The organism is Clostridium sp. (assembly GCF_050717535.1).
Taxonomy (GTDB): Bacteria; Bacillota; Clostridia; order Clostridiales; family Clostridiaceae; genus Clostridium_AD.
Genome location: NZ_JBOITM010000083.1, coordinates 1 through 17,873, shown reverse-complemented (window position 1 = coordinate 17,873; position 17,873 = coordinate 1). Strand labels below are relative to the sequence as shown.

Sequence of the window (17,873 nt, the reverse complement as noted above, 5' to 3'; positions counted from 1 at the left end):
TACTGCTTTATACAAAAAATCTTATTAAGACAAAATTTTAAACTACTGCTTTTTTAATACTCTAAGCAATTCTTGTTTAGCTTTTTCTATAGTAAATATATCCTCAGATATTGGGAATCCTTTTCTGCGCAGTTCTCGAATTAAATATGTAACCTGAGGTACTGCAAGCCCTACACTTTCTAATATCTCTATTTCTTTGAATATTTTCTCTGGAGTTCCGTCTAAAATACAAGTTCCACTATCCATTACTATAATTCTATTTGCAACCTTAGCCACATCTTCCATGCTATGAGATACTAAAATTATAGTGATATTGTTTTCTTTGTATAGCTCAACAATTTTGTTTAAAATATCATCTCTTCCTTTTGGGTCAAGACCTGCAGTTGGTTCATCTAGAATTAAAACACTTGGTTCCATAGCCACTACACCAGCAATCGCTACTCTTCTCTTTTGACCACCACTTATTTCAAAAGGTGATTTATCCTTATACTCTTCATAATCCAGTCCAACAATTTTCATAGCTCTACGGACTCGTTTATTTATTTCATCATTATCTAGGCCTAGATTTTGTGGACCAAAGGCAATGTCTTTTTCGATAGTTTCTTCAAAAAGTTGATATTCAGGATACTGAAACACGAGTCCAACTTTTTTTCGTATGTTTGTAAGTTTCACATTTTTCTTTGTTATATCTATGTCGTCTATTAATAGACTCCCTGACGTTGGTTTTAGAAGTCCATTTATATGTTGTATTAATGTGGATTTTCCTGAGCCAGTATGCCCAATGAGTGCTACAAATTCTCCCTGCACTATTTCTACAGATACATTATCTAAAGCTTTTTTTTCAAAAGGAGTTTTTGGCATATATATATGTGTTAAATTCTCTATTTTAATTGACATAATGCATTCACCATCTCATTTATAGTTAATATATCTGATGCTATATTAATACCATTTTGTTTAAGCTCATAGGCAAGTTCTGTTACTTGTGGAACGTCAAGCCCTATCTTTTTCATAGTAGCAACATTTCTAAATATTTCTCTAGGTATCCCATTCATTACAATCTTACCATTATCCATAACCACAATTCTATCCGCTTCTACTGCTTCTTCCATGTTATGAGTTATTAAAATTATTGTTATACCATATTTTTTGTTTATTTCTTTTATGGTTCGCATAACTTCTTTTCTCCCAAATGGATCTAACATTGCTGTAGGCTCATCAAAAACAATACACTTTGGCATCATAGCAAGAATACCAGCAATAGCTACTCTTTGTTTTTGGCCTCCAGAAAGTAAGTGTGGAGCATGTTTCCTATATTCATACATTCCAACATTTTTTAATGAATCATCCACTCTTTTTCTTATCTCTTTAGGATCTAGTCCTAAATTTTCAGGACCAAATGCTACATCTTCCTCTACAATAGTTGCAACAATTTGGTTATCTGGATTTTGAAATACCATTCCAGCTACCTTCCTAATGTCCCATAAATTGCACTCTAGGGATGTTTGTAATCCATCTACATACATTTGACCATCAGTAGGTATTAATAGTGCATTTATATGTTTAGCAAAAGTTGATTTCCCTGAACCATTATGGCCAAGTACTACTAAAAACTCACCCTTGTTAACCTCTAAATTCAGTCCATCTATGGCTACTTTAGGCTGCTCATCTTCACTTTGAGGGTACTTATAAACAAGATCATTACATACAACCATTTTTTCACCCATAAGTGTCACTCCCTACATCTATAAATATTTATAAGAAAATGGGGACTAAGTTTGATTTAACTTAATCCCCTTTGTTCAAACTATACTAATTCTATTATACTCATCTCTGCTGCGTCGCCTCTTCTTGGACCCATTTTCATGATCCTAGTATATCCGCCGTTTCTCTCAGCATATTTAGGTGCAATATTGTCAAACAAATCTTTAACTACGCTTTCTTCAGTAATGAATGAAAGTGCTTGTCTTCTAGCATGAAGATCTCCTCTTTTTCCAAGAGTTATCATTCTTTCAGCAAATTTTCTAGTTTCTTTTGCTCTAGTAACTGTAGTCTCAATTTTTCCGTACTTCAACAAATTAGTTGCAAGACTTCTAAACATTGCGATTCTTTGATCAGTAGAACGTCCTAATTTACGATACATTGCCATATGTTTTCCTCCTTACTCCTCGCTTAGCTTCAAGTTCAAGCTCAATGCTTGAAGTTTCTGTTCAACTTCTTCGAGTGATTTCTTACCCAAATTCCTGACCTTCATCATATCATCCATTGATCTCTCTGTTAATTCTTGAACTGTATTGATACCAGCTCTTTTTAAGCAATTATAGCTTCTAACAGAAAGGTCTAATTCTTCTATAGTCATTTCAAGAACTTTTTCTTTCTTATCTTCTTCTTTTTCAACCATTATTTCAACATTATCAGCATGATCTGTTAATGTCATAAATAACTTAAAGTGTTCAATAAGTATTTTAGCTGATAAACCAATAGCTTCGTCTGGTCTAATGGTTCCATTAGTCCAGATTTCAATAGTTAATTTATCATAATCAGTAATCTGGCCTACTCTAGTGTTTTCTACAGCAAAATTAACTCTTTTAACTGGAGTATAGATTGAATCTACTGGTATTGTAGCTATAGGTAATTCATCTGTCTTATTTTTAGCTTGAGACACATATCCTCTACCCTTGTTAACAGTCAATTCCATATATAGTTTAGCACCATCATCCAATGTTGCTATATGTAAATCATCGTTAACAACCTCTATATCACCATCAGTTTTAATATCTGCTCCAGTAACTACTCCCGGGCCTTTAGCATCAATGTAGACTGTTCTAGGTCCTTCTCCATTCATTTTAAGTGCTAAGCTTTTGATGTTTAGAATTAATTCTGTAACATCTTCTTTAACACCTTTAACTGTAGAAAATTCATGAAGTACTGTATCAATTTTAACTGCACTTGTAGCAACTCCAGGTAATGAAGAAAGAAGAATCCTTCTCAATGCATTACCTAGTGTTATACCATAACCTCTTTCTAATGGTTCAATTATGAATTTACCATATGAATCATCGTCAGCAGTCTCTACACATTCTATTTTTGGCTTTTCTATTTCTAACATACTAAAACCCTCCTTTTTTTTAATTGGCAACTTATTATGAGGGCAACTGATTCTATATTAATGCCTATTTGCTGTATAACTCGACGATTAACGTCTCGTTAACAGGAACATCTATATCTTCTCTAGTTGGTAGTGCTAAAACTTTTCCTTCAAATTTCTCTGTATCAGCTGCTAACCAACTTGGTAAAGTTTTAGGATTCTCAGCAAATACTTTAAATTTCTCAGTAGCTCTACTCTTTTCACATGGTGATATTACTTCATTTGCAGTTAAGCTGTATGAAGGGATATCTACCTTTTTACCGTTTACTAAGAAATGTCCGTGAGTTACTAGTTGTCTAGCTTCTTGTCTTGAATTACCGTAACCTAATCTATAAACTACGTTATCAAGTCTTACTTCTAGAAGTCTTAATAGGTTTTCACCTGTTATGCCTCTTAGCTTATCAGCCTTATCATAGTATCTTCTAAATTGGCTCTCAAGTATTCCGTATATTCTCTTAGCCTTTTGTTTTTCTCTTAATTGTAATCCATAATTAGACATTTTTTTCTTGCTTTGTCCGTGTTGTCCCGGTGCATAGCCTCTTCTTGCAAATGCACATTTATCTGTAAAGCATCTATCACCCTTAAGGTTTAGCTTCATACCTTCTCTTCTGCAAAGCCTACAAGTAGCTCCAGTATATCTTGCCATTCAAATTACACCTCCTGTTTACTATACGTCTGTTTACCTTAATCTTAATAACTAGACTCTTCTTCTTTTTGGTGGTCTACATCCGTTATGTGGAATTGGAGTAACGTCTTTGATTAAAGTAATCTCTAATCCAGCCGCTTGAAGTGATCTAATTGCCGCTTCTCTACCTGCTCCTGGTCCTTTAACGAATACATCTACACTCTTTAAACCGTGCTCCATAGCTGCTTTTGTAGCAGCTTCTGCTGCCATTTGAGCTGCAAAAGGAGTACTCTTTCTTGATCCTCTAAAGCCTAATCCGCCTGCACTAGACCAAGATAAAGCATTTCCCGCTACATCTGTAAGTGTAACTATAGAATTATTAAAAGTAGACTTTATATGTGCACAACCGTGCTCAATATTTTTCTTCTCTTTTTTTCTTCTACTTCTCTTAACTTTTTGAGCCATTGTATTCCCTCCTAACTATTTCTTTTTGCCCGCCATTGTTTTCTTAGGGCCTTTTCTTGTTCTAGCATTAGTTTTAGTCTTTTGTCCTCTTACTGGAAGACCTTTTCTATGTCTTATTCCTCTATAACATCCAACTTCCATCAACCTTTTTATATCTAACGCAACTCTTCTTCTTAAGTCACCCTCAATTATAAAGTTTTTAGTGATGTATGTTCTAAGTTCATTAACTTCTTCTTCAGTTAAGTCTTTAACTCTAGTATCAGGATTCACTCCTGTTTCTTTTACTATTCCTTGTGATTTAGAAAGTCCAATACCAAATATATATGTTAAAGCTATTTCAACTCTCTTTTCTCTTGGTAGGTCAATACCTGCTATTCTTGCCATTTACTGTTTACACCTCCTAGATACTTGTTGTTACAATCTTATCACACCTATATCATATAAAACGACTTAATGTGATTTATTAATAATATATTAATCTTTACATTTAATAATTAACATCTATTTGTAATAAAACCCATTAACCTTGTTTTTGTTTATGCTTAGGATTTTCACAGATAACCATTACTCGTCCTTTTCTTTTAATAACCTTACATTTTTCGCACATAGGTTTAACTGATGGTCTTACTTTCATAGCAAACCCTCCTTATTACTTATCTCTCCAAGTTATTCTCCCACGAGTCAAATCATATGGAGAAAGTTCTACTGTAACTTTATCACCTGGTAGTATTCGTATAAAATTCATTCTTAATTTACCTGAAATATGAGCTAATATTTTATGTCCACTCTCAAGCTCAACTTGAAACATTGCATTGGGCAAAGTTTCTAATACTACACCTTGCATTTCTATTATATCATCTTTTGACATAAGGTAATCAAACCTCCTTACCAATATCTGCAGATTGCAAAAATATTTTAATTTTTGAATTTGTAACCTCTTTTTTAGATAAAGTTAAATCTCTAATTTCCTCAGCTACAATGCCTGTAAAATCCAGATGCTTAACCTTCTTTTTTTTAGGTTTTTCAATCTTTCTTAAATCTCCATCAGAAATATACACATATTCCTTATTAAGTATACCTACCACAATAAATTTTTTGTGCATATCTCTTCCCGCTTTAGAATGTACTACCTTACCTAAAAGGCTATTTTCGTCCAAATCATTCACCTCTATTAGTTCAAAGTTAATATTTCAGGACCATTTTCTATAGCAGCATCTTCATGATAGCCATTTAATATGACACCACAATCTATGCTAATTATATTTCCCTCAAGTAAAATCCGGTTATTTGGAATTCCATGAACCACTTCATCATTAACAGATGTACATATGGAAACTGGATACCCACAATAACCTTTAAAAGATGGTTTAGCATCCTGCTTTATTATGAACTCTTCAGCTAATTTATCTATGTCTGCAGTGGTTATTCCAGGTTTTATTACTGATTCAATTAATGCAAGAATTTGCGCAACTACTTTACCTGCATTTCTCATATATTGAATTTCCATATCACTTTTTATGTTAATCACTTTTCTATCTCTTCTAATATACCACAGATACTTTCAAATACACTATTAATTGCTTGTGTTCCATCAACTTCTGATAATAAGTTTTTGTTCCCGTAGTACTTTATAAGCGGCTGAGTTTGAGCATCATATATGTCTAACCGTTCACTTACGGTGTCCTTATTGTCATCAGCTCTTTGTACAAGAGCTGATCCGCACACATTACATTTCCCATCAGTTTGTGGTGGATTAAATTTAATATGATAACTAGCACCACAGTTAAGACAAACTCTTCTACCAGTCATTCTATTGAGAATAAAATCTCTAGGAACCTTTATTAATAATGCTGTATCAAGACAGTCACCTTTTTCTTCTAACAGTGTTTCTAAGGCTTCTGCTTGTTTAACTGTTCTTGGATAACCGTCTAATAAAAATCCATTTATGCAATCTTCATTATCTAATCTATCCTTGATTATATCTATAGTCAATCCATCAGGAACTAAATGCCCCTTATCAATATGTTTCTTAGCTTCGATTCCAAGAGGGGTTTTTTCTGAAATATTTTTTCTGAATATATCCCCTGTTGATATATGTGGTATGGAGAATTTATTACTTATTGATTTTGCTTGCGTTCCTTTTCCGGCTCCCGGAGGACCTAACAAGATTATTCTCATAGTATCATCTCCTGGTAATAATTTATCTAAGGAATCCTTGGTAATGACGCATTACTAATTGTGATTCAAGTTGCCTCAATGTCTCAATAGCAACATTTACCATAATCATTAACATTGTCCCACCAAAGTATACTCCCTTAAAGTGAGTATATCCCTCTATAATAATAGGGAATATTGCTATAACAGCCGCAAAAGTTCCTCCAAGTATCGAAATCTTAGTCAATACCATATCGATATATGTCGCTGTATTCTCTCCCGGTCTAATACCTGGTATAAAGCCTGATGATTTATGCATATTTTCAGCCATTTCATCCGGTTTAAATGTTACCTGAGTATAGAACCATGTAAAAAACACTACTAACACAAAATATACCGTGGCATATTTCCAACTGTTTCTTTCAAAAATGCTCCAAGGACTTCCTGTAATGAATTTGGCAATTGCAGATGTCGGTTTAAGTTGCGCTATTGTTTCTGGAAATGTCATTACTGACATTGCAAAAATTATACCGATAACCCCAGAACCATTTACATTGATTGGAATATGTGTTGATTGTCCTTTAAAGGTTTTGTTTCCAACTGATTTACCAGCATACTGTACAGGAATTCTTCTTTCAGCTAAACTTGCTATTACTACTGCTACTAATAATGCTACAGCTACTACAATAAACATTATAACCTCTACAAAATTTACAGTTCCTGCCGTCTGGAGTCCAGCAATTTTATATGCTAGTGAAGGTAACGATGATATAATATTAATAAATATTATTAATGAAACACCATTTCCGATACCTTTGCCAGTGATTTGTTCCCCTATCCACACCAAAAATGTTGATGCAGTTGTCATCGTTAGTATCACCATAAATATAGTCAAACTAGAATTACTTGCGAATGCTCCAGTACCTGAAATAATTGCATACATACCAAAGGCTTGCAATGCTCCAAGTACTATTGAAGCATATCTAGTATAATCCTGTATCTTCTTGCGTCCTTCAAGACCCTCTTTAGAAAGTTGCTCTAAGTAAGGAATTGCTATTACAAGTAACTGCATTATGATTGATGCATTTATGTATGGACCAACACCCATGGCAAAAATACTAAACTTACCAAACGCACCACCTGAAAGCATATCATAAAAACTAAATAATGTGCCTCCATTAGCAGTTAAAGTTAAAAGTTTACTAGCATCTACCCCAGGAACAGGAATGAATATACCCATTCTAATAATTGCAACCATAAGCAGTGTGAATATCATACGTTTTCTTAAATCAGGGATTTTCCAGGCATTACGTAGGGTTGATAACATCTATATCACCTCAACTTTTCCTCCAGCTGCCTCAATTTTCTCAGCTGCTGCTTTAGAGAATTTTGTTGCACTTATAGTTAAACTCTTTTCTAAATTACCGTTACCAAGTATTTTTACACCATTATATAATTTTTTTATTACTTTTCTCTCTAATAGCAATTCTGGTGTGACTACTGTACCATTTTCAAAGATATTAAGTCTATCTACATTTATACAAGCATATTCTTTTGCAAAAATATTAGTAAACCCTCTTTTAGGCAACCTTCTGTATAAAGGCATTTGACCTCCTTCAAATCCTGGTCTTGTTCCTCCACCTGATCTAGAGTTTTGTCCGTCTTGACCTCTTCCCGCAGTTTTACCCCAACCAGTAGCTGTACCTCTACCAAGTCTTTTACGAGATTTTTTTGATCCTTCTGCAGGTCTTAAATCTTGAAGTTTCATGTAAACACCTCCTCGTTTTAAACTTCTTCTACTTTTACTAGATATATAACTTTATTAATCATACCTCTGATTTGAGGAGTTTCCTCGTGCTCAACATTTTGTCTTATTTTTCTTAATCCCAAAGCTTTACAAGTAGCAATATGTTCTTTTTTTCTACCTATTAAACTCTTAACCAATGTTAGTTTAACTTTAGCCAAGGTTTTCCCCTCCTATCTTAATATTTCTTCTACAGTCTTTCCTCTTAATTTAGCAACATCTTCTGCTGTTCTTAGTCTTGCTAAACCATCAATAGTAGCATTAACTACATTTCTTGCATTACTAGAGCCTAAAGATTTAGCTCTAACATCTTTTAATCCTGATAATTCTAGAACTGCTCTAACTGGTCCGCCAGCTAGAACTCCTGTACCTTCTGCACCAGGCATTATGTGTATAACTGAAGTTCCGAATTTACCATCAATAGTATGAGGAATTGTTGTTCCAACCATAGCTACTGTTACTAAATTCTTCTTAGCATCTTCTATTCCTTTTCTAATTGCTTCTGGAATTTCTACAGATTTACCCATTCCAACGCCAACGTGTCCGTTTTCGTCTCCAACAACAACTAGTGCGCTGAATCTGAAGTTTCTTCCACCTTTAACAACCTTAGCAACTCTGTTTATATTAACTACTTTTTCCTTAAGATCTAATGTGCTAGGATCTATTTTCATGTGTTTCCCTCCTTTTCTTAGAATTTAAGTCCCGCTTCACGCGCGCCTTCAGCTAAGTTTTGTACTCTACCATGGTATACATAACCACCTCTGTCGAATACTACTCCTTCTATTCCTTTTGCAAGTGCTTTTTCAGCAATCATTTTTCCTACTAATTTTGCTGCTTCTTTATTGCTTCCCAATTTTAGTTCGAAAGCTTTATCTATGCTTGAAGCAGAAACTAATGTGATTTGAGCAACATCGTCTATTACTTGAGCATATATGTTCTTAGCACTTCTATATACAGCTAATCTAGGTGTTGCTGCTGTACCAGAAATTTTTCTACGTACTCTAAGATGACGCTTAACTCTTTGCTTTTGTCTATCTTCTTTCTTGAACAAATCAATCACTCCTTCCTACTTTATTTCCCTGTTTTACCTTCCTTACGTCTAACAACTTCATCAGAATATCTAATTCCTTTGCCTTTGTAAGGTTCTGGTTTTCTCCAAGCTCTTATTTTTGCTGCAACAGCGCCAACCAATTGTTTATCAATACCTTTTACTATTATTTTATTAGCATCAGGTAATTCAAATTGGATTCCTGCAACTGCATCTATTTCTACTGGATGTGAATATCCAAGATTTAATGTAATTTTAGGTCCTTTTAATTGAGCTCTGTAACCAACACCAACTAACTCAAGAGTTTTTTGGTATCCTTCTGTAACGCCAATAATCATATTGTTTATTAATGATCTTGTAAGTCCATGAAGAGCTCTATGCTCTTTTACATCACTTGGTCTTGTAACTACCAAAATATTGTCTTCTATAGCTATAGTCATTTTAGTGCTCATGTTTTGAGTTAATTCGCCTTTTGGTCCTTTAACATACACAACATTTGCTTCCGAAACTGTAACAGTTACTCCATTAGGTATAGCTACTGGAAGTCTTCCGATTCTTGACATACTTACACCTCCTGTTTTGTTTTTAGACACCTAACAATTATTAATTGCTATGCCCTTTATATTCTTATTAAGTACTAACCAATTTAGAATTATTTATTCCATATGTACTGTGAGTACATACTTTTTTGATTTTCCTTAAACTATATATCAATACTATGTACATAACAAACCAATTCGTTATGTCTTAGAATTATTATACTACCAAATATAACAAATAACTTCTCCGCCTAGTCCTAATTTTCTAGCATCTCTATCTGCAACTAGTCCTTTTGAAGTTGATATTATAGCAACTCCTAATCCGTTCAATACCTTTGGAATATCCTCATTTTTAGAATATACTCTTAGTCCTGGTTTAGATATTCTCTTAAGACCAGTGATAACTCTTTCCTTGTTTTGACCGTATTTCATTGCAAGTCTCATCATAGGAACAACACCATCGTTATATTCTTCAATGTTTTTAAGATATCCTTCTTGAAGCATTATATTTGCAATTTCCTTCTTTATAGTTGAAGAAGGTACTTCTACTATTTCATGTTTAACAACATTTGCATTTCTTATACGTGTTAGCAAATCTGCGATTGGGTCAGTCATAACCATTTTTCGTGCCTCCTTTCATTAGAATGTTCTAATTACCAACTTGCTTTTCTGCAACCAGGAATTTCTCCCTTGTGTGCAAGTTCTCTAAAACAGATACGGCATATACCAAATTTTTGTAATACAGAGTGTGGTCTTCCACATAGTCTGCATCTTGTATAAGCTCTAGTTGAAAATTTAGGTTCTTTTTTCCATTTTTCTATTAATGCCTTACGTGCCATATGTTTCCCTCCTTATTATTGAGCAAATGGCATTCCAAGGAATCTTAATAGCTCTCTTGCTTCCTCGTCTGTCTTTGCAGTAGTAACGAATATTATATCCATTCCTCTTATCTTATCAATTTTATCATATTCAATTTCAGGGAATATAAGTTGTTCTTTAACACCTATCGCATAGTTTCCTCTGCCGTCAAATGCTTTAGAAGACGCTCCTCTAAAATCTCTAACTCTAGGTAATGCAACATTCATTAATTTATCAGCAAATTCGTACATTTGTGATTTTCTTAATGTAACTTTACAACCTATTGGTGTATTTTCTCTTAGTTTGAAGTTAGCTATAGATTTCTTTGCCTTTGTAATAACTGGCTTTTGGCCTGCTATAATTTGCATATCACTAACAGCAGATTCTAAAACTTTAGAATTGTCTTTAGCTTCGCCAACTCCCATATTTAAAACGATTTTTTCAAGTCTTGGTACTTCCATAATGTTTTTATACCCGAATTTTTCCATTAAAGCTTGAACTACTTCGTTTTGATATTTTTCTTGTAGCCTTGAACTCATATGTTAAACCTCCTTTCAGAAATTAAAATGTTTCTCCACATTTTTTGCAAACTCTAACCTTAGTTCCATCATCAAGAATTTTACTACTAATTCTTGTTACGTTCTTACATTTTGTGCAATACAACATAACTTTTGCAGAATTTATAGCTGCTTCTCTATGAGTTATTCCACCTTGCATGTTTTGTTTGCTTGGTTTTTGATGCTTTGTAACCACGCTAACATCTTTCACTAAAACCTTACCAGTTTTAGGAAATACAGCTAAGACTTCGCTTATTTTTCCTTTATCTTTACCAGAAATAACCATTACTGAATCATTTTTTCTTACGTGCACTTTTTTAACTGCCATGTTAGACACCTCCTATCTTATAAAACTTCAGGCGCTAGTGATAAGATCTTACTGAAGTCTTTATCTCTTAACTCCCTAGCAACAGGTCCGAATATACGGGTACCTTTTGGGGTTTTATCATCTTTTATAATAACAGCTGCATTATCATCAAATTTGACATATGATCCATCTGCTCTTCTTAAACCTTTTACTGATCTAACTATAACAGCCTTAACAACTTCGCCCTTTTTAACAACTCCACCTGGTGTTGCACTTTTTACGCTGGCAACTATTGTATCACTAATATTTCCCCATTTTCTATGAGATCCACCTAATACTCTAATACACATAATCTCTTTTGCACCAGAATTATCTGCAACTTTTAACTTAGATTGCTGTTGTATCATTTCAAATACCCTCCTTTCAGTTCATAAACTGAAATATTATTTAGCCTTTTCAACTATTCCAGTAATTCTCCATCTTTTATCTTTGGATAATGGTCTAGTTTCCATAATTGAAACTTTATCATTAATTTGCGCCTCATTATTTTCATCATGAGCTTTAAATTTTGTTGTTTTATTAATTATTTTTCCGTATAATGGATGACGAACTTTTGTTTCAATTGCAACAACTACTGTCTTATCCATTTTATCAGAAACCACTCTACCAATTCTTGTTTTTCTATTATTTCTTTCCACAAGAGCAACCTCCTTTCAGTTTTACTGTTCTAAAGACCTTATTTCTTCTTGTCTAAGGATGGTCTTAATTTGGGCTATAGATTTTTTAACCTGTTTTATTCTCATAGGGTTCTCCAATTGTCCTGTAGCTAACTGGAACCTAAGGTTAAATAATTCTGCCTTTAAATCAGACATTTTCACTTGCAAATCTTGAGGATTACTTTGTCTTAATTCATTTAATTCATTAGCCTTCATTGAGTTCACCACCCATTTCCTCAAAATCTTTTCTAGATACAAACTTAGTTTTAATTGGAAGTTTGTGTGAAGCAAGTCTCATTGCTTCTCTAGCTGCTTCTTCTGTTACTCCTGCAATTTCGAATAAAACTCTGCCTGGCTTAACAACTGCTACCCAATATTCTACTGATCCTTTACCTGAACCCATACGAGTTTCAGCTGGTTTTTCAGTTACTGGCTTATCAGGGAAGATTTTTATCCAAACCTGTCCGCCTCTTTTTACTTCTCTATTGATAGCAACTCTGGCAGCTTCAATTTGATTACTTTTAACCCAACCACATTCCATAGCTTGTAATGCATAATCACCGTATGCAATAAAGTTTCCTCTTGTAGCTTTTCCTCGCATTTTACCGCGATGAACTTTACGATGTTTAGTTCTCTTAGGCATTAACATATTTTATTCCTCCTTCCTTACACTTCTATGCGCTTACTTCTTCCTTAACGATTTTCTTTGTAGGAAGAACTTCACCTCTATAAACCCAAACTTTTACGCCGATTTTACCATAAACAGTATTTGCTTCTGCAAATCCATAATCTATATCAGCTCTCAATGTTTGACATGGAATTGTACCTTCATGATAGTGTTCTGTTCTAGCTATTTCTGCTCCGCCAAGTCTTCCTGCACAAGCAGTTTTTACTCCCTTAACACCAGTTCTCATAGCTCTTTGAATAGTCTGTTTCATAGCTCTTCTAAAAGAAATTCTCTTTTCTAATTGAGAAGCAATGTTTTCTGACATTAACTGAGCATTATTCTCAGCTTGTTTTACTTCTACAATGTTAATTAAAACATTTTTATCAGCTACAAGCTTTTTCATATCTTGTTTTATAACTTCAATTCCAGAGCCACCTCTACCAATAACCATTCCTGGTTTAGCAGTGTGTATGTTAATTTTAACTCTTTTTGCAGCTCTTTCAATTTCAATTTTAGAAATTCCAGCTGTATAAAGTTTGCCTTTTAAGAATTCTCTAATCTTATAATCTTCAACAAGATTGTCTGCGAAATTCTTTTTGTCTGCATACCATTTAGAATTCCAATCTTTTATTACCCCAACTCTAAAGCCGTGTGGATTTACTTTTTGTCCCAAGTTATATCCCTCCTTCTTATAATCTTTCTGTAACTATTATAGTTATATGGCTAGATCTTTTTCTTATTCTATATGCTCTTCCTTGTGCACGCGGTCTAAATCTTTTAAGTGTTGGACCTTGGCATGCATAGGCATTAGCAACATATAATCTATTAACATCTAAGTTTAAGTTATTTTCTGCATTTGCTACAGCAGATTTAAGTACTTTGTTTACTACATCAGCTGCATTTTTGGAAGTAAATTGTAATATAGAAAAAGCTTCTTTTACATTTTTGCCTCTTATTAGATCAAGAACAATTCCCATTTTCATTGAGGATGTTCTCACATATTTAGCTATAGCTTTAGCCTCCATTGATTGTTTCCTCCTTCCGACACTATCTTACTCTGCTTGTTTTTTCCTTGTCAATATGTCCTTTGAACGTTCTAGTTAACGCGAATTCTCCTAATTTATGTCCTACCATATCTTCTAGTACATAAACTGGTACGTGTTTTCTTCCATCATGAACAGCAATAGTATGCCCTATCATTTGTGGAAAAATAGTAGAAGCTCTTGACCATGTCTTTATAACCTTTTTCTCGCCAGCTTTGTTCATTTCATTTATTCTTTTTAAAAGAACTTCTTGTATAAAAGGTCCTTTTTTAACTGATCTACTCACTTTTGTGGCCTCCCTTCATAAAACTTAATCATAGATTAAAGAAAAAACTATTTTCTATTTTTTCCCTTAACAATATATTTGTCAGAGTATTTTTTAGTTTTTCTAGTTTTATATCCCAATGCTGGTTTACCCCAAGGAGTCATTGGACTAGCATGACCAACTGGTGACTTACCTTCTCCACCACCATGTGGATGATCGTTTGGATTCATTACAGAACCTCTGACTGTAGGTCTAAAGCCTAAATGTCTTTTTCTCCCTGCTTTACCTATGTTAACAATATCGTGAGTTACATTAGAAACTGTTCCTATAGTAGCTCTACAGTTTACTCTAATATATCTTACTTCTCCACTTGGAAGTCTTACCTGTGCATATTCTCCTTCTTTAGCCATAAGTTGCGCTGAAGAACCTGCAGATCTTACAAGCTGAGCACCTTTTCCAACCTGTAATTCAATATTATGAATTGTAGATCCTAATGGAATATTACTTATTGGAAGTGTATTTCCAACTTTTATATCAGCATCAGCACCTGATACAATTACATCTCCAACTTTTAATCCAACTGGAGCGATTATGTATCTTTTTTCACCATCAGTATAAACAACAAGAGCTATGTAAGCAGATCTATTTGGATCATACTCAATTGTAGAAACCTTTGCTGGAATACCATCTTTACTTCTCTTGAAATCTATTAGTCTGTATGCTTGTTTTGCTCCACCACCTCGGTGACGAACAGTTATCTTACCTTGGTTATTTCTACCGCCTGACCTCTTAGTACTTACAAGAAGTGATTTTAGTGGCTTATCTGTAGTTATTTCTTTAAAATCAGACATAGTCATATTTCTTCTTGAAGGTGTGGTCGGTCTAAATTTCTTAATAGCCATTTGATTTCCCTCCTTCTTTCTCGCTTATCTGGCTTCTGCCAATACCTGCTTAATAATTACATTCCGTCAAAAAACTCAATTGTCTTACTTTCTGTTGTTAAAGTAACAATAGCTTTTTTGAAATCAGCACGTTTTCCAATGTGAACTCCAACTCTCTTAGTTTTACCTATATTTCTTAAAGTTCTTACATTTTCAACTTTGACTCCAAATACATCTTCTATTGCTTTTTTAACCTGAGTTTTATTGGCATGAATATCAACTATAAAGGTGTATTTTTTATCAGCCATTACAGCCATACTCTTTTCAGTAATTATTGGTTTTCTTATAATATCATGGCTAGTTAGCTTCATTATATATACACCTCCTCAATTTTAGATACAGCATCCTTTGTAACTATGAAATTTTCATATTTAAGTATGTCATAAACATTTAAATTGTTTACTGGAGATACTTGAACTCCTGGTATGTTTCTTGCTGATTTATAGACATTTTCGTTTGATTTTTCAACAACTATCAATGTTTTCTTAGCACCAAATGCGCTTAAAATCTCTATCATTGCTTTAGTTTTTGGTGAATCAAATTCTAAGCTGTCTATAACTATCATTTCATTTTCTGCAACTTTCGCTGATAAAGCTGATTTAAAAGCAACTCTTCTCATTGACTTTGGTACAGACATACGGTAATCTCTTGGCTTTGGAGCAAATACTATACCACCATGTATCCATTGTGGTGCTCTGATTGAACCTTGTCTTGCTCTACCAGTTCCCTTTTGTCTCCAAGGCTTAATTCCACCGCCTCGAACTTCAGCTCTAGTTTTAGCTGATTGAGTTCCTTGTCTTTTATTTGCAAGTAGTGCTACTACAACTTGGTGCATAGCATATGTGTTGATATCTACTCCAAATATGTTTTCATTCAATTGAATATCTCCAACTTTTTCTGCTTGTTTGTTAAATAAATCTAATGTAAGCATTCTGCATCCTCCTTTCCTTTAAAGTTACGCTTTAACAGCATTTCTTATTACAACTGTGCCTTTGTTTGGACCAGGTATACCGCCTTTAATTAGTATAATGTTTTTTTCAACCATTACTTTAACTATTTCAAGGTTTATTACTGTTCTACTAACATTACCCATGTGCCCTGGCATATGTTTGTTTTTAAATGTTTTTGATGGATCAGAAGATGCTCCCATTGATCCAGGGGCTCTATGAAACTTAGAACCATGGCTCATTGGTCCACAAGCTGCGTTCCATCTCTTTATAACACCTTGGAACCCTTTTCCCTTAGATATTCCTGATACGTCAATTTTATCTCCAGCAGCAAATATGTCTGCTTTAAATTCTTGACCTACCACATAAGCACTTGTATCTTCCATTCTAAATTCTTTTACGAATCTTTTTAAAGATGTTCCTGCTTTTGCAAATTGTCCTTGCATTGGTTTATTAACTAATTTCTCTCTTATGTCACCAAAACCCACTTTTATTGCATTATAACCATCATTTTCGATAGTTTTAATTTGAACAACAACACATGGACCTGCTTCAACAACTGTTACTGGAACAACTCTTCTATTTTCATCAAATATTTGAGTCATACCAAGTTTTTTACCCATTATTCCTTTTTTCATGAAAATACACCTCCTACTTATTAGCGGACCACATCAGTGATCATAATAGTTAGTAATAGTTATCTATTACTTGCGCATAGTGAATTATACTTATACGCTTATCGCACTTCTATGTACGCTTATAGTTTTATTTCGATATCAACACCAGCTGGCAAGTCGAGTCTCATCAGAGCATCAACAGTTTTAGGTGAAGGACTAATTATATCTATTAGTCTCTTATGAGTTCTTATTTCGAATTGTTCTCTTGAATCTTTATATTTGTGTGGGGCTTTTAAAACTGTAATTACATCTTTTTCTGTAGGCAGTGGCACTGGACCAGCTACTTTAGCTCCTGTACTTTTTGCTGTCTGAACGATTTTTTCAGCTGATTGATCTAGTATGTTATGATCAAAAGCCTTTAATCTGATTCTAATTTTTTGTTTTATCATTAATATACCCTCCTTTTCATCGCACGCTCTACTTCTTACGTGCAACAGCGGATGTTCTGTAAACTGTTCCGGGTGTTGCATGCAATAAATACATGAAACAACCACAAGAACCCCGTCGCCCGATTCAAGATCAGGACATGCTCGGTGAAGAATAACCCGGAAGTCCGGCAACCTCTTCCCTCATCGCTGTTACCACAATACAACTACTAAAGTATACAACACTTTATTTGCTTTGACAAGTATTTTTTCACTATTATCTTATAATTTTTATATTAATAATTTATACCTTTTGTTTTGTATTAATTTTATTGTATTTTAAAGGAGAAGAGCGTCCTCTTCTCCTTAATAATAAAAGCTTTTATTACTTAAAATTTTAATCAATTGATAATACAATAAATTGAAATTACTATTTAACTATTGAAGTAACAACTCCTGAACCTACTGTTCTTCCGCCTTCTCTGATTGCAAATCTTAATCCTTCATCCATTGCTACTTGAGTGATTAATTCTACATTCATGTCAATGTGGTCTCCTGGCATTACCATTTCCATTCCATCTGGTAATTTGATTGAACCAGTTACATCAGTTGTTCTGAAATAAAATTGTGGTCTATATCCGTCGAAGAATGGTGTATGTCTTCCGCCTTCTTCTTTTTTAAGTACATATACTTGACCTACAAATTTATCATGTGGATGTATTGAACCTGGTTTTGCAAGTACTTGAC

34 protein-coding genes and 1 pseudogene are annotated in these 17,873 nt (G+C 33.9%); all 35 read right to left on the bottom strand.

The features are described 5' to 3' along the window. Positions 1-42 precede the first annotated feature (42 nt). On the bottom strand, positions 43-897 hold the full coding sequence (locus ACREVU_RS17410) for an energy-coupling factor transporter ATPase (RefSeq protein ID WP_431552864.1): 855 nt from the start codon (positions 895-897) through the stop codon (positions 43-45). Beyond that, entirely contained in the window at positions 882-1,727 is an 846-nt protein-coding gene (locus tag ACREVU_RS17405; protein ID WP_431552863.1) for an energy-coupling factor transporter ATPase, read from the bottom strand. Before ACREVU_RS17405 ends, ACREVU_RS17410 begins: the two co-directional genes overlap by 16 nt. Before the next feature lie 80 nt (positions 1,728-1,807). Next, positions 1,808-2,149, bottom strand: coding sequence for a 50S ribosomal protein L17 (gene rplQ / locus ACREVU_RS17400; protein ID WP_216157237.1), 342 nt, complete (start codon positions 2,147-2,149; stop codon positions 1,808-1,810). Positions 2,150-2,161: 12 nt separating this feature from the next. Further along, positions 2,162-3,109 (bottom strand): DNA-directed RNA polymerase subunit alpha, encoded by a 948-nt coding sequence (locus ACREVU_RS17395; RefSeq protein WP_216157240.1) that lies wholly within the window; start codon positions 3,107-3,109, stop codon positions 2,162-2,164. A gap of 64 nt (positions 3,110-3,173) precedes the next feature. Then, positions 3,174-3,794 carry a 30S ribosomal protein S4 gene (gene rpsD, locus ACREVU_RS17390; RefSeq protein ID WP_216157243.1) on the bottom strand — a complete coding sequence of 207 codons (621 nt, stop codon included), beginning with the start codon at positions 3,792-3,794 and terminating at the stop codon, positions 3,174-3,176. 51 nt (positions 3,795-3,845) lie between these two features. Further along, positions 3,846-4,238, bottom strand: a complete 393-nt coding sequence (gene rpsK, locus ACREVU_RS17385) for a 30S ribosomal protein S11 (protein WP_216157246.1) — start codon at positions 4,236-4,238, stop codon at positions 3,846-3,848. Between the two features lie 15 nt (positions 4,239-4,253). Then, positions 4,254-4,622, bottom strand: a complete 369-nt coding sequence (rpsM, locus tag ACREVU_RS17380; protein WP_431552862.1) for a 30S ribosomal protein S13 — start codon at positions 4,620-4,622, stop codon at positions 4,254-4,256. Positions 4,623-4,758: 136 nt separating this feature from the next. Continuing rightward, on the bottom strand, positions 4,759-4,872 hold the full coding sequence (gene rpmJ / locus ACREVU_RS17375) for a 50S ribosomal protein L36 (RefSeq protein ID WP_021122033.1): 114 nt from the start codon (positions 4,870-4,872) through the stop codon (positions 4,759-4,761). Positions 4,873-4,887: 15 nt separating this feature from the next. Continuing rightward, positions 4,888-5,106: a translation initiation factor IF-1 gene (gene infA / locus ACREVU_RS17370; RefSeq protein ID WP_431552861.1), complete on the bottom strand. Its 219-nt coding sequence runs from the start codon at positions 5,104-5,106 to the stop codon at positions 4,888-4,890. 7 nt (positions 5,107-5,113) lie between these two features. After that, positions 5,114-5,341, bottom strand: coding sequence for an RNA-binding protein (locus ACREVU_RS17365; RefSeq protein WP_431552921.1), 228 nt, complete (start codon positions 5,339-5,341; stop codon positions 5,114-5,116). 104 nt (positions 5,342-5,445) lie between these two features. Next, a pseudogene (locus ACREVU_RS17360) lies at positions 5,446-5,766 on the bottom strand (M24 family metallopeptidase); the annotation flags it as partial. After that, positions 5,763-6,416 carry an adenylate kinase gene (locus tag ACREVU_RS17355; RefSeq protein WP_431552860.1) on the bottom strand — a complete coding sequence of 218 codons (654 nt, stop codon included), beginning with the start codon at positions 6,414-6,416 and terminating at the stop codon, positions 5,763-5,765. The gene ACREVU_RS17355 and the pseudogene ACREVU_RS17360, both read right to left, overlap by 4 nt. A gap of 22 nt (positions 6,417-6,438) precedes the next feature. Then, a complete protein-coding gene (gene secY / locus ACREVU_RS17350) occupies positions 6,439-7,719 on the bottom strand; it encodes a preprotein translocase subunit SecY (protein WP_431552859.1) in 1,281 nt (426 codons plus the stop codon). After that, a complete protein-coding gene (gene rplO, locus ACREVU_RS17345; protein ID WP_431552858.1) occupies positions 7,720-8,160 on the bottom strand; it encodes a 50S ribosomal protein L15 in 441 nt (146 codons plus the stop codon). A gap of 17 nt (positions 8,161-8,177) precedes the next feature. Next, complete coding sequence (rpmD, locus tag ACREVU_RS17340) at positions 8,178-8,357, bottom strand: 50S ribosomal protein L30 (RefSeq protein ID WP_431552857.1); 180 nt, start codon at positions 8,355-8,357, stop codon at positions 8,178-8,180. 12 nt (positions 8,358-8,369) lie between these two features. Then, a complete protein-coding gene (rpsE, locus tag ACREVU_RS17335) occupies positions 8,370-8,867 on the bottom strand; it encodes a 30S ribosomal protein S5 (RefSeq protein ID WP_216157266.1) in 498 nt (165 codons plus the stop codon). 17 nt (positions 8,868-8,884) lie between these two features. Beyond that, positions 8,885-9,247 carry a 50S ribosomal protein L18 gene (gene rplR, locus ACREVU_RS17330; RefSeq protein WP_431552856.1) on the bottom strand — a complete coding sequence of 121 codons (363 nt, stop codon included), beginning with the start codon at positions 9,245-9,247 and terminating at the stop codon, positions 8,885-8,887. A gap of 20 nt (positions 9,248-9,267) precedes the next feature. Further along, a complete protein-coding gene (gene rplF / locus ACREVU_RS17325) occupies positions 9,268-9,807 on the bottom strand; it encodes a 50S ribosomal protein L6 (RefSeq protein ID WP_431552855.1) in 540 nt (179 codons plus the stop codon). 198 nt (positions 9,808-10,005) lie between these two features. Further along, entirely contained in the window at positions 10,006-10,404 is a 399-nt protein-coding gene (rpsH, locus tag ACREVU_RS17320; protein ID WP_431552854.1) for a 30S ribosomal protein S8, read from the bottom strand. 32 nt (positions 10,405-10,436) lie between these two features. Next, positions 10,437-10,622 (bottom strand): type Z 30S ribosomal protein S14, encoded by a 186-nt coding sequence (locus ACREVU_RS17315; protein ID WP_125002882.1) that lies wholly within the window; start codon positions 10,620-10,622, stop codon positions 10,437-10,439. A 15-nt stretch (positions 10,623-10,637) separates the two neighbouring features. Beyond that, a complete protein-coding gene (gene rplE / locus ACREVU_RS17310) occupies positions 10,638-11,180 on the bottom strand; it encodes a 50S ribosomal protein L5 (protein ID WP_431552853.1) in 543 nt (180 codons plus the stop codon). A 22-nt stretch (positions 11,181-11,202) separates the two neighbouring features. Next, entirely contained in the window at positions 11,203-11,526 is a 324-nt protein-coding gene (rplX, locus tag ACREVU_RS17305) for a 50S ribosomal protein L24 (protein ID WP_431552852.1), read from the bottom strand. Between the two features lie 17 nt (positions 11,527-11,543). Beyond that, positions 11,544-11,912, bottom strand: coding sequence for a 50S ribosomal protein L14 (gene rplN, locus ACREVU_RS17300; RefSeq protein ID WP_431552851.1), 369 nt, complete (start codon positions 11,910-11,912; stop codon positions 11,544-11,546). 36 nt (positions 11,913-11,948) lie between these two features. After that, positions 11,949-12,203: a 30S ribosomal protein S17 gene (gene rpsQ / locus ACREVU_RS17295; protein ID WP_431552850.1), complete on the bottom strand. Its 255-nt coding sequence runs from the start codon at positions 12,201-12,203 to the stop codon at positions 11,949-11,951. A 21-nt stretch (positions 12,204-12,224) separates the two neighbouring features. Further along, positions 12,225-12,437 carry a 50S ribosomal protein L29 gene (gene rpmC, locus ACREVU_RS17290; protein ID WP_164951487.1) on the bottom strand — a complete coding sequence of 71 codons (213 nt, stop codon included), beginning with the start codon at positions 12,435-12,437 and terminating at the stop codon, positions 12,225-12,227. Next, a complete protein-coding gene (rplP, locus tag ACREVU_RS17285; RefSeq protein WP_431552849.1) occupies positions 12,427-12,870 on the bottom strand; it encodes a 50S ribosomal protein L16 in 444 nt (147 codons plus the stop codon). The genes rpmC and rplP overlap by 11 nt, the downstream gene beginning before the upstream one ends. A gap of 25 nt (positions 12,871-12,895) precedes the next feature. Beyond that, on the bottom strand, positions 12,896-13,561 hold the full coding sequence (gene rpsC, locus ACREVU_RS17280; protein WP_431552848.1) for a 30S ribosomal protein S3: 666 nt from the start codon (positions 13,559-13,561) through the stop codon (positions 12,896-12,898). 16 nt (positions 13,562-13,577) lie between these two features. Next, a complete protein-coding gene (rplV, locus tag ACREVU_RS17275) occupies positions 13,578-13,913 on the bottom strand; it encodes a 50S ribosomal protein L22 (protein WP_431552847.1) in 336 nt (111 codons plus the stop codon). Positions 13,914-13,935: 22 nt separating this feature from the next. After that, the gene (rpsS, locus tag ACREVU_RS17270; protein ID WP_216157295.1) at positions 13,936-14,217 is read right to left on the bottom strand and encodes a 30S ribosomal protein S19; all 282 of its coding nucleotides are present in this window, start codon (positions 14,215-14,217) and stop codon (positions 13,936-13,938) included. Positions 14,218-14,264: 47 nt separating this feature from the next. Then, positions 14,265-15,098 (bottom strand): 50S ribosomal protein L2, encoded by an 834-nt coding sequence (gene rplB, locus ACREVU_RS17265; RefSeq protein ID WP_431552846.1) that lies wholly within the window; start codon positions 15,096-15,098, stop codon positions 14,265-14,267. Between the two features lie 56 nt (positions 15,099-15,154). Then, complete coding sequence (gene rplW, locus ACREVU_RS17260) at positions 15,155-15,448, bottom strand: 50S ribosomal protein L23 (protein ID WP_431552845.1); 294 nt, start codon at positions 15,446-15,448, stop codon at positions 15,155-15,157. Next, positions 15,448-16,068 carry a 50S ribosomal protein L4 gene (gene rplD / locus ACREVU_RS17255; protein ID WP_431552844.1) on the bottom strand — a complete coding sequence of 207 codons (621 nt, stop codon included), beginning with the start codon at positions 16,066-16,068 and terminating at the stop codon, positions 15,448-15,450. Before rplD ends, rplW begins: the two co-directional genes overlap by 1 nt. Positions 16,069-16,092: 24 nt before the next feature. After that, complete coding sequence (rplC, locus tag ACREVU_RS17250) at positions 16,093-16,722, bottom strand: 50S ribosomal protein L3 (RefSeq protein ID WP_216157306.1); 630 nt, start codon at positions 16,720-16,722, stop codon at positions 16,093-16,095. Positions 16,723-16,841: 119 nt separating this feature from the next. Next, complete coding sequence (gene rpsJ / locus ACREVU_RS17245; RefSeq protein ID WP_216157430.1) at positions 16,842-17,150, bottom strand: 30S ribosomal protein S10; 309 nt, start codon at positions 17,148-17,150, stop codon at positions 16,842-16,844. Between the two features lie 406 nt (positions 17,151-17,556). Beyond that, positions 17,557-17,873, bottom strand: a 317-nt coding sequence (locus tag ACREVU_RS17240; protein ID WP_503417262.1) for an EF-Tu C-terminal domain-related protein, incomplete at its 5' end; no start/stop codon positions are given.

Bases quoted from the DNA above. Each gene is read 5' to 3' on its own strand.
- rplV (WP_431552847.1), bottom strand. From the start codon at position 13,913: ATGGAGGCTAAAGCTATAGCTAAATATGTGAGAACATCCTCAATGAAA.
- rplW (WP_431552845.1), bottom strand. From the start codon at position 15,448: ATGAAGCTAACTAGCCATGATATTATAAGAAAACCAATAATTACTGAA.
- rplF (WP_431552855.1), bottom strand. From the start codon at position 9,807: ATGTCAAGAATCGGAAGACTTCCAGTAGCTATACCTAATGGAGTAACT.
- rpmC (WP_164951487.1), bottom strand. From the start codon at position 12,437: ATGAAGGCTAATGAATTAAATGAATTAAGACAAAGTAATCCTCAAGAT.
- rplX (WP_431552852.1), bottom strand. From the start codon at position 11,526: ATGGCAGTTAAAAAAGTGCACGTAAGAAAAAATGATTCAGTAATGGTT.
- rpsJ (WP_216157430.1), bottom strand. From the start codon at position 17,150: ATGATAAAACAAAAAATTAGAATCAGATTAAAGGCTTTTGATCATAAC.
- rpsM (WP_431552862.1), bottom strand. From the start codon at position 4,622: ATGGCAAGAATAGCAGGTATTGACCTACCAAGAGAAAAGAGAGTTGAA.
- rpsH (WP_431552854.1), bottom strand. From the start codon at position 10,404: ATGGTTATGACTGACCCAATCGCAGATTTGCTAACACGTATAAGAAAT.
- ACREVU_RS17395 (WP_216157240.1), bottom strand. From the start codon at position 3,109: ATGTTAGAAATAGAAAAGCCAAAAATAGAATGTGTAGAGACTGCTGAC.
- rpsE (WP_216157266.1), bottom strand. From the start codon at position 8,867: ATGAAAATAGATCCTAGCACATTAGATCTTAAGGAAAAAGTAGTTAAT.
- rplP (WP_431552849.1), bottom strand. From the start codon at position 12,870: ATGTTAATGCCTAAGAGAACTAAACATCGTAAAGTTCATCGCGGTAAA.
- ACREVU_RS17410 (WP_431552864.1), bottom strand. From the start codon at position 897: ATGTCAATTAAAATAGAGAATTTAACACATATATATATGCCAAAAACT.
- secY (WP_431552859.1), bottom strand. From the start codon at position 7,719: ATGTTATCAACCCTACGTAATGCCTGGAAAATCCCTGATTTAAGAAAA.
- ACREVU_RS17355 (WP_431552860.1), bottom strand. From the start codon at position 6,416: ATGAGAATAATCTTGTTAGGTCCTCCGGGAGCCGGAAAAGGAACGCAA.
- rpmJ (WP_021122033.1), bottom strand. From the start codon at position 4,872: ATGAAAGTAAGACCATCAGTTAAACCTATGTGCGAAAAATGTAAGGTT.
- rplN (WP_431552851.1), bottom strand. From the start codon at position 11,912: ATGATACAACAGCAATCTAAGTTAAAAGTTGCAGATAATTCTGGTGCA.
- rplO (WP_431552858.1), bottom strand. From the start codon at position 8,160: ATGAAACTTCAAGATTTAAGACCTGCAGAAGGATCAAAAAAATCTCGT.
- rplD (WP_431552844.1), bottom strand. From the start codon at position 16,068: ATGCTTACATTAGATTTATTTAACAAACAAGCAGAAAAAGTTGGAGAT.
- rpsK (WP_216157246.1), bottom strand. From the start codon at position 4,238: ATGGCTCAAAAAGTTAAGAGAAGTAGAAGAAAAAAAGAGAAGAAAAAT.
- rplQ (WP_216157237.1), bottom strand. From the start codon at position 2,149: ATGGCAATGTATCGTAAATTAGGACGTTCTACTGATCAAAGAATCGCA.
- rplE (WP_431552853.1), bottom strand. From the start codon at position 11,180: ATGAGTTCAAGGCTACAAGAAAAATATCAAAACGAAGTAGTTCAAGCT.
- infA (WP_431552861.1), bottom strand. From the start codon at position 5,106: ATGTCAAAAGATGATATAATAGAAATGCAAGGTGTAGTATTAGAAACT.
- rplC (WP_216157306.1), bottom strand. From the start codon at position 16,722: ATGAAAAAAGGAATAATGGGTAAAAAACTTGGTATGACTCAAATATTT.
- ACREVU_RS17365 (WP_431552921.1), bottom strand. From the start codon at position 5,341: ATGCACAAAAAATTTATTGTGGTAGGTATACTTAATAAGGAATATGTG.
- rpsD (WP_216157243.1), bottom strand. From the start codon at position 3,794: ATGGCAAGATATACTGGAGCTACTTGTAGGCTTTGCAGAAGAGAAGGT.
- ACREVU_RS17405 (WP_431552863.1), bottom strand. From the start codon at position 1,727: ATGGGTGAAAAAATGGTTGTATGTAATGATCTTGTTTATAAGTACCCT.
- rplB (WP_431552846.1), bottom strand. From the start codon at position 15,098: ATGGCTATTAAGAAATTTAGACCGACCACACCTTCAAGAAGAAATATG.
- ACREVU_RS17315 (WP_125002882.1), bottom strand. From the start codon at position 10,622: ATGGCACGTAAGGCATTAATAGAAAAATGGAAAAAAGAACCTAAATTT.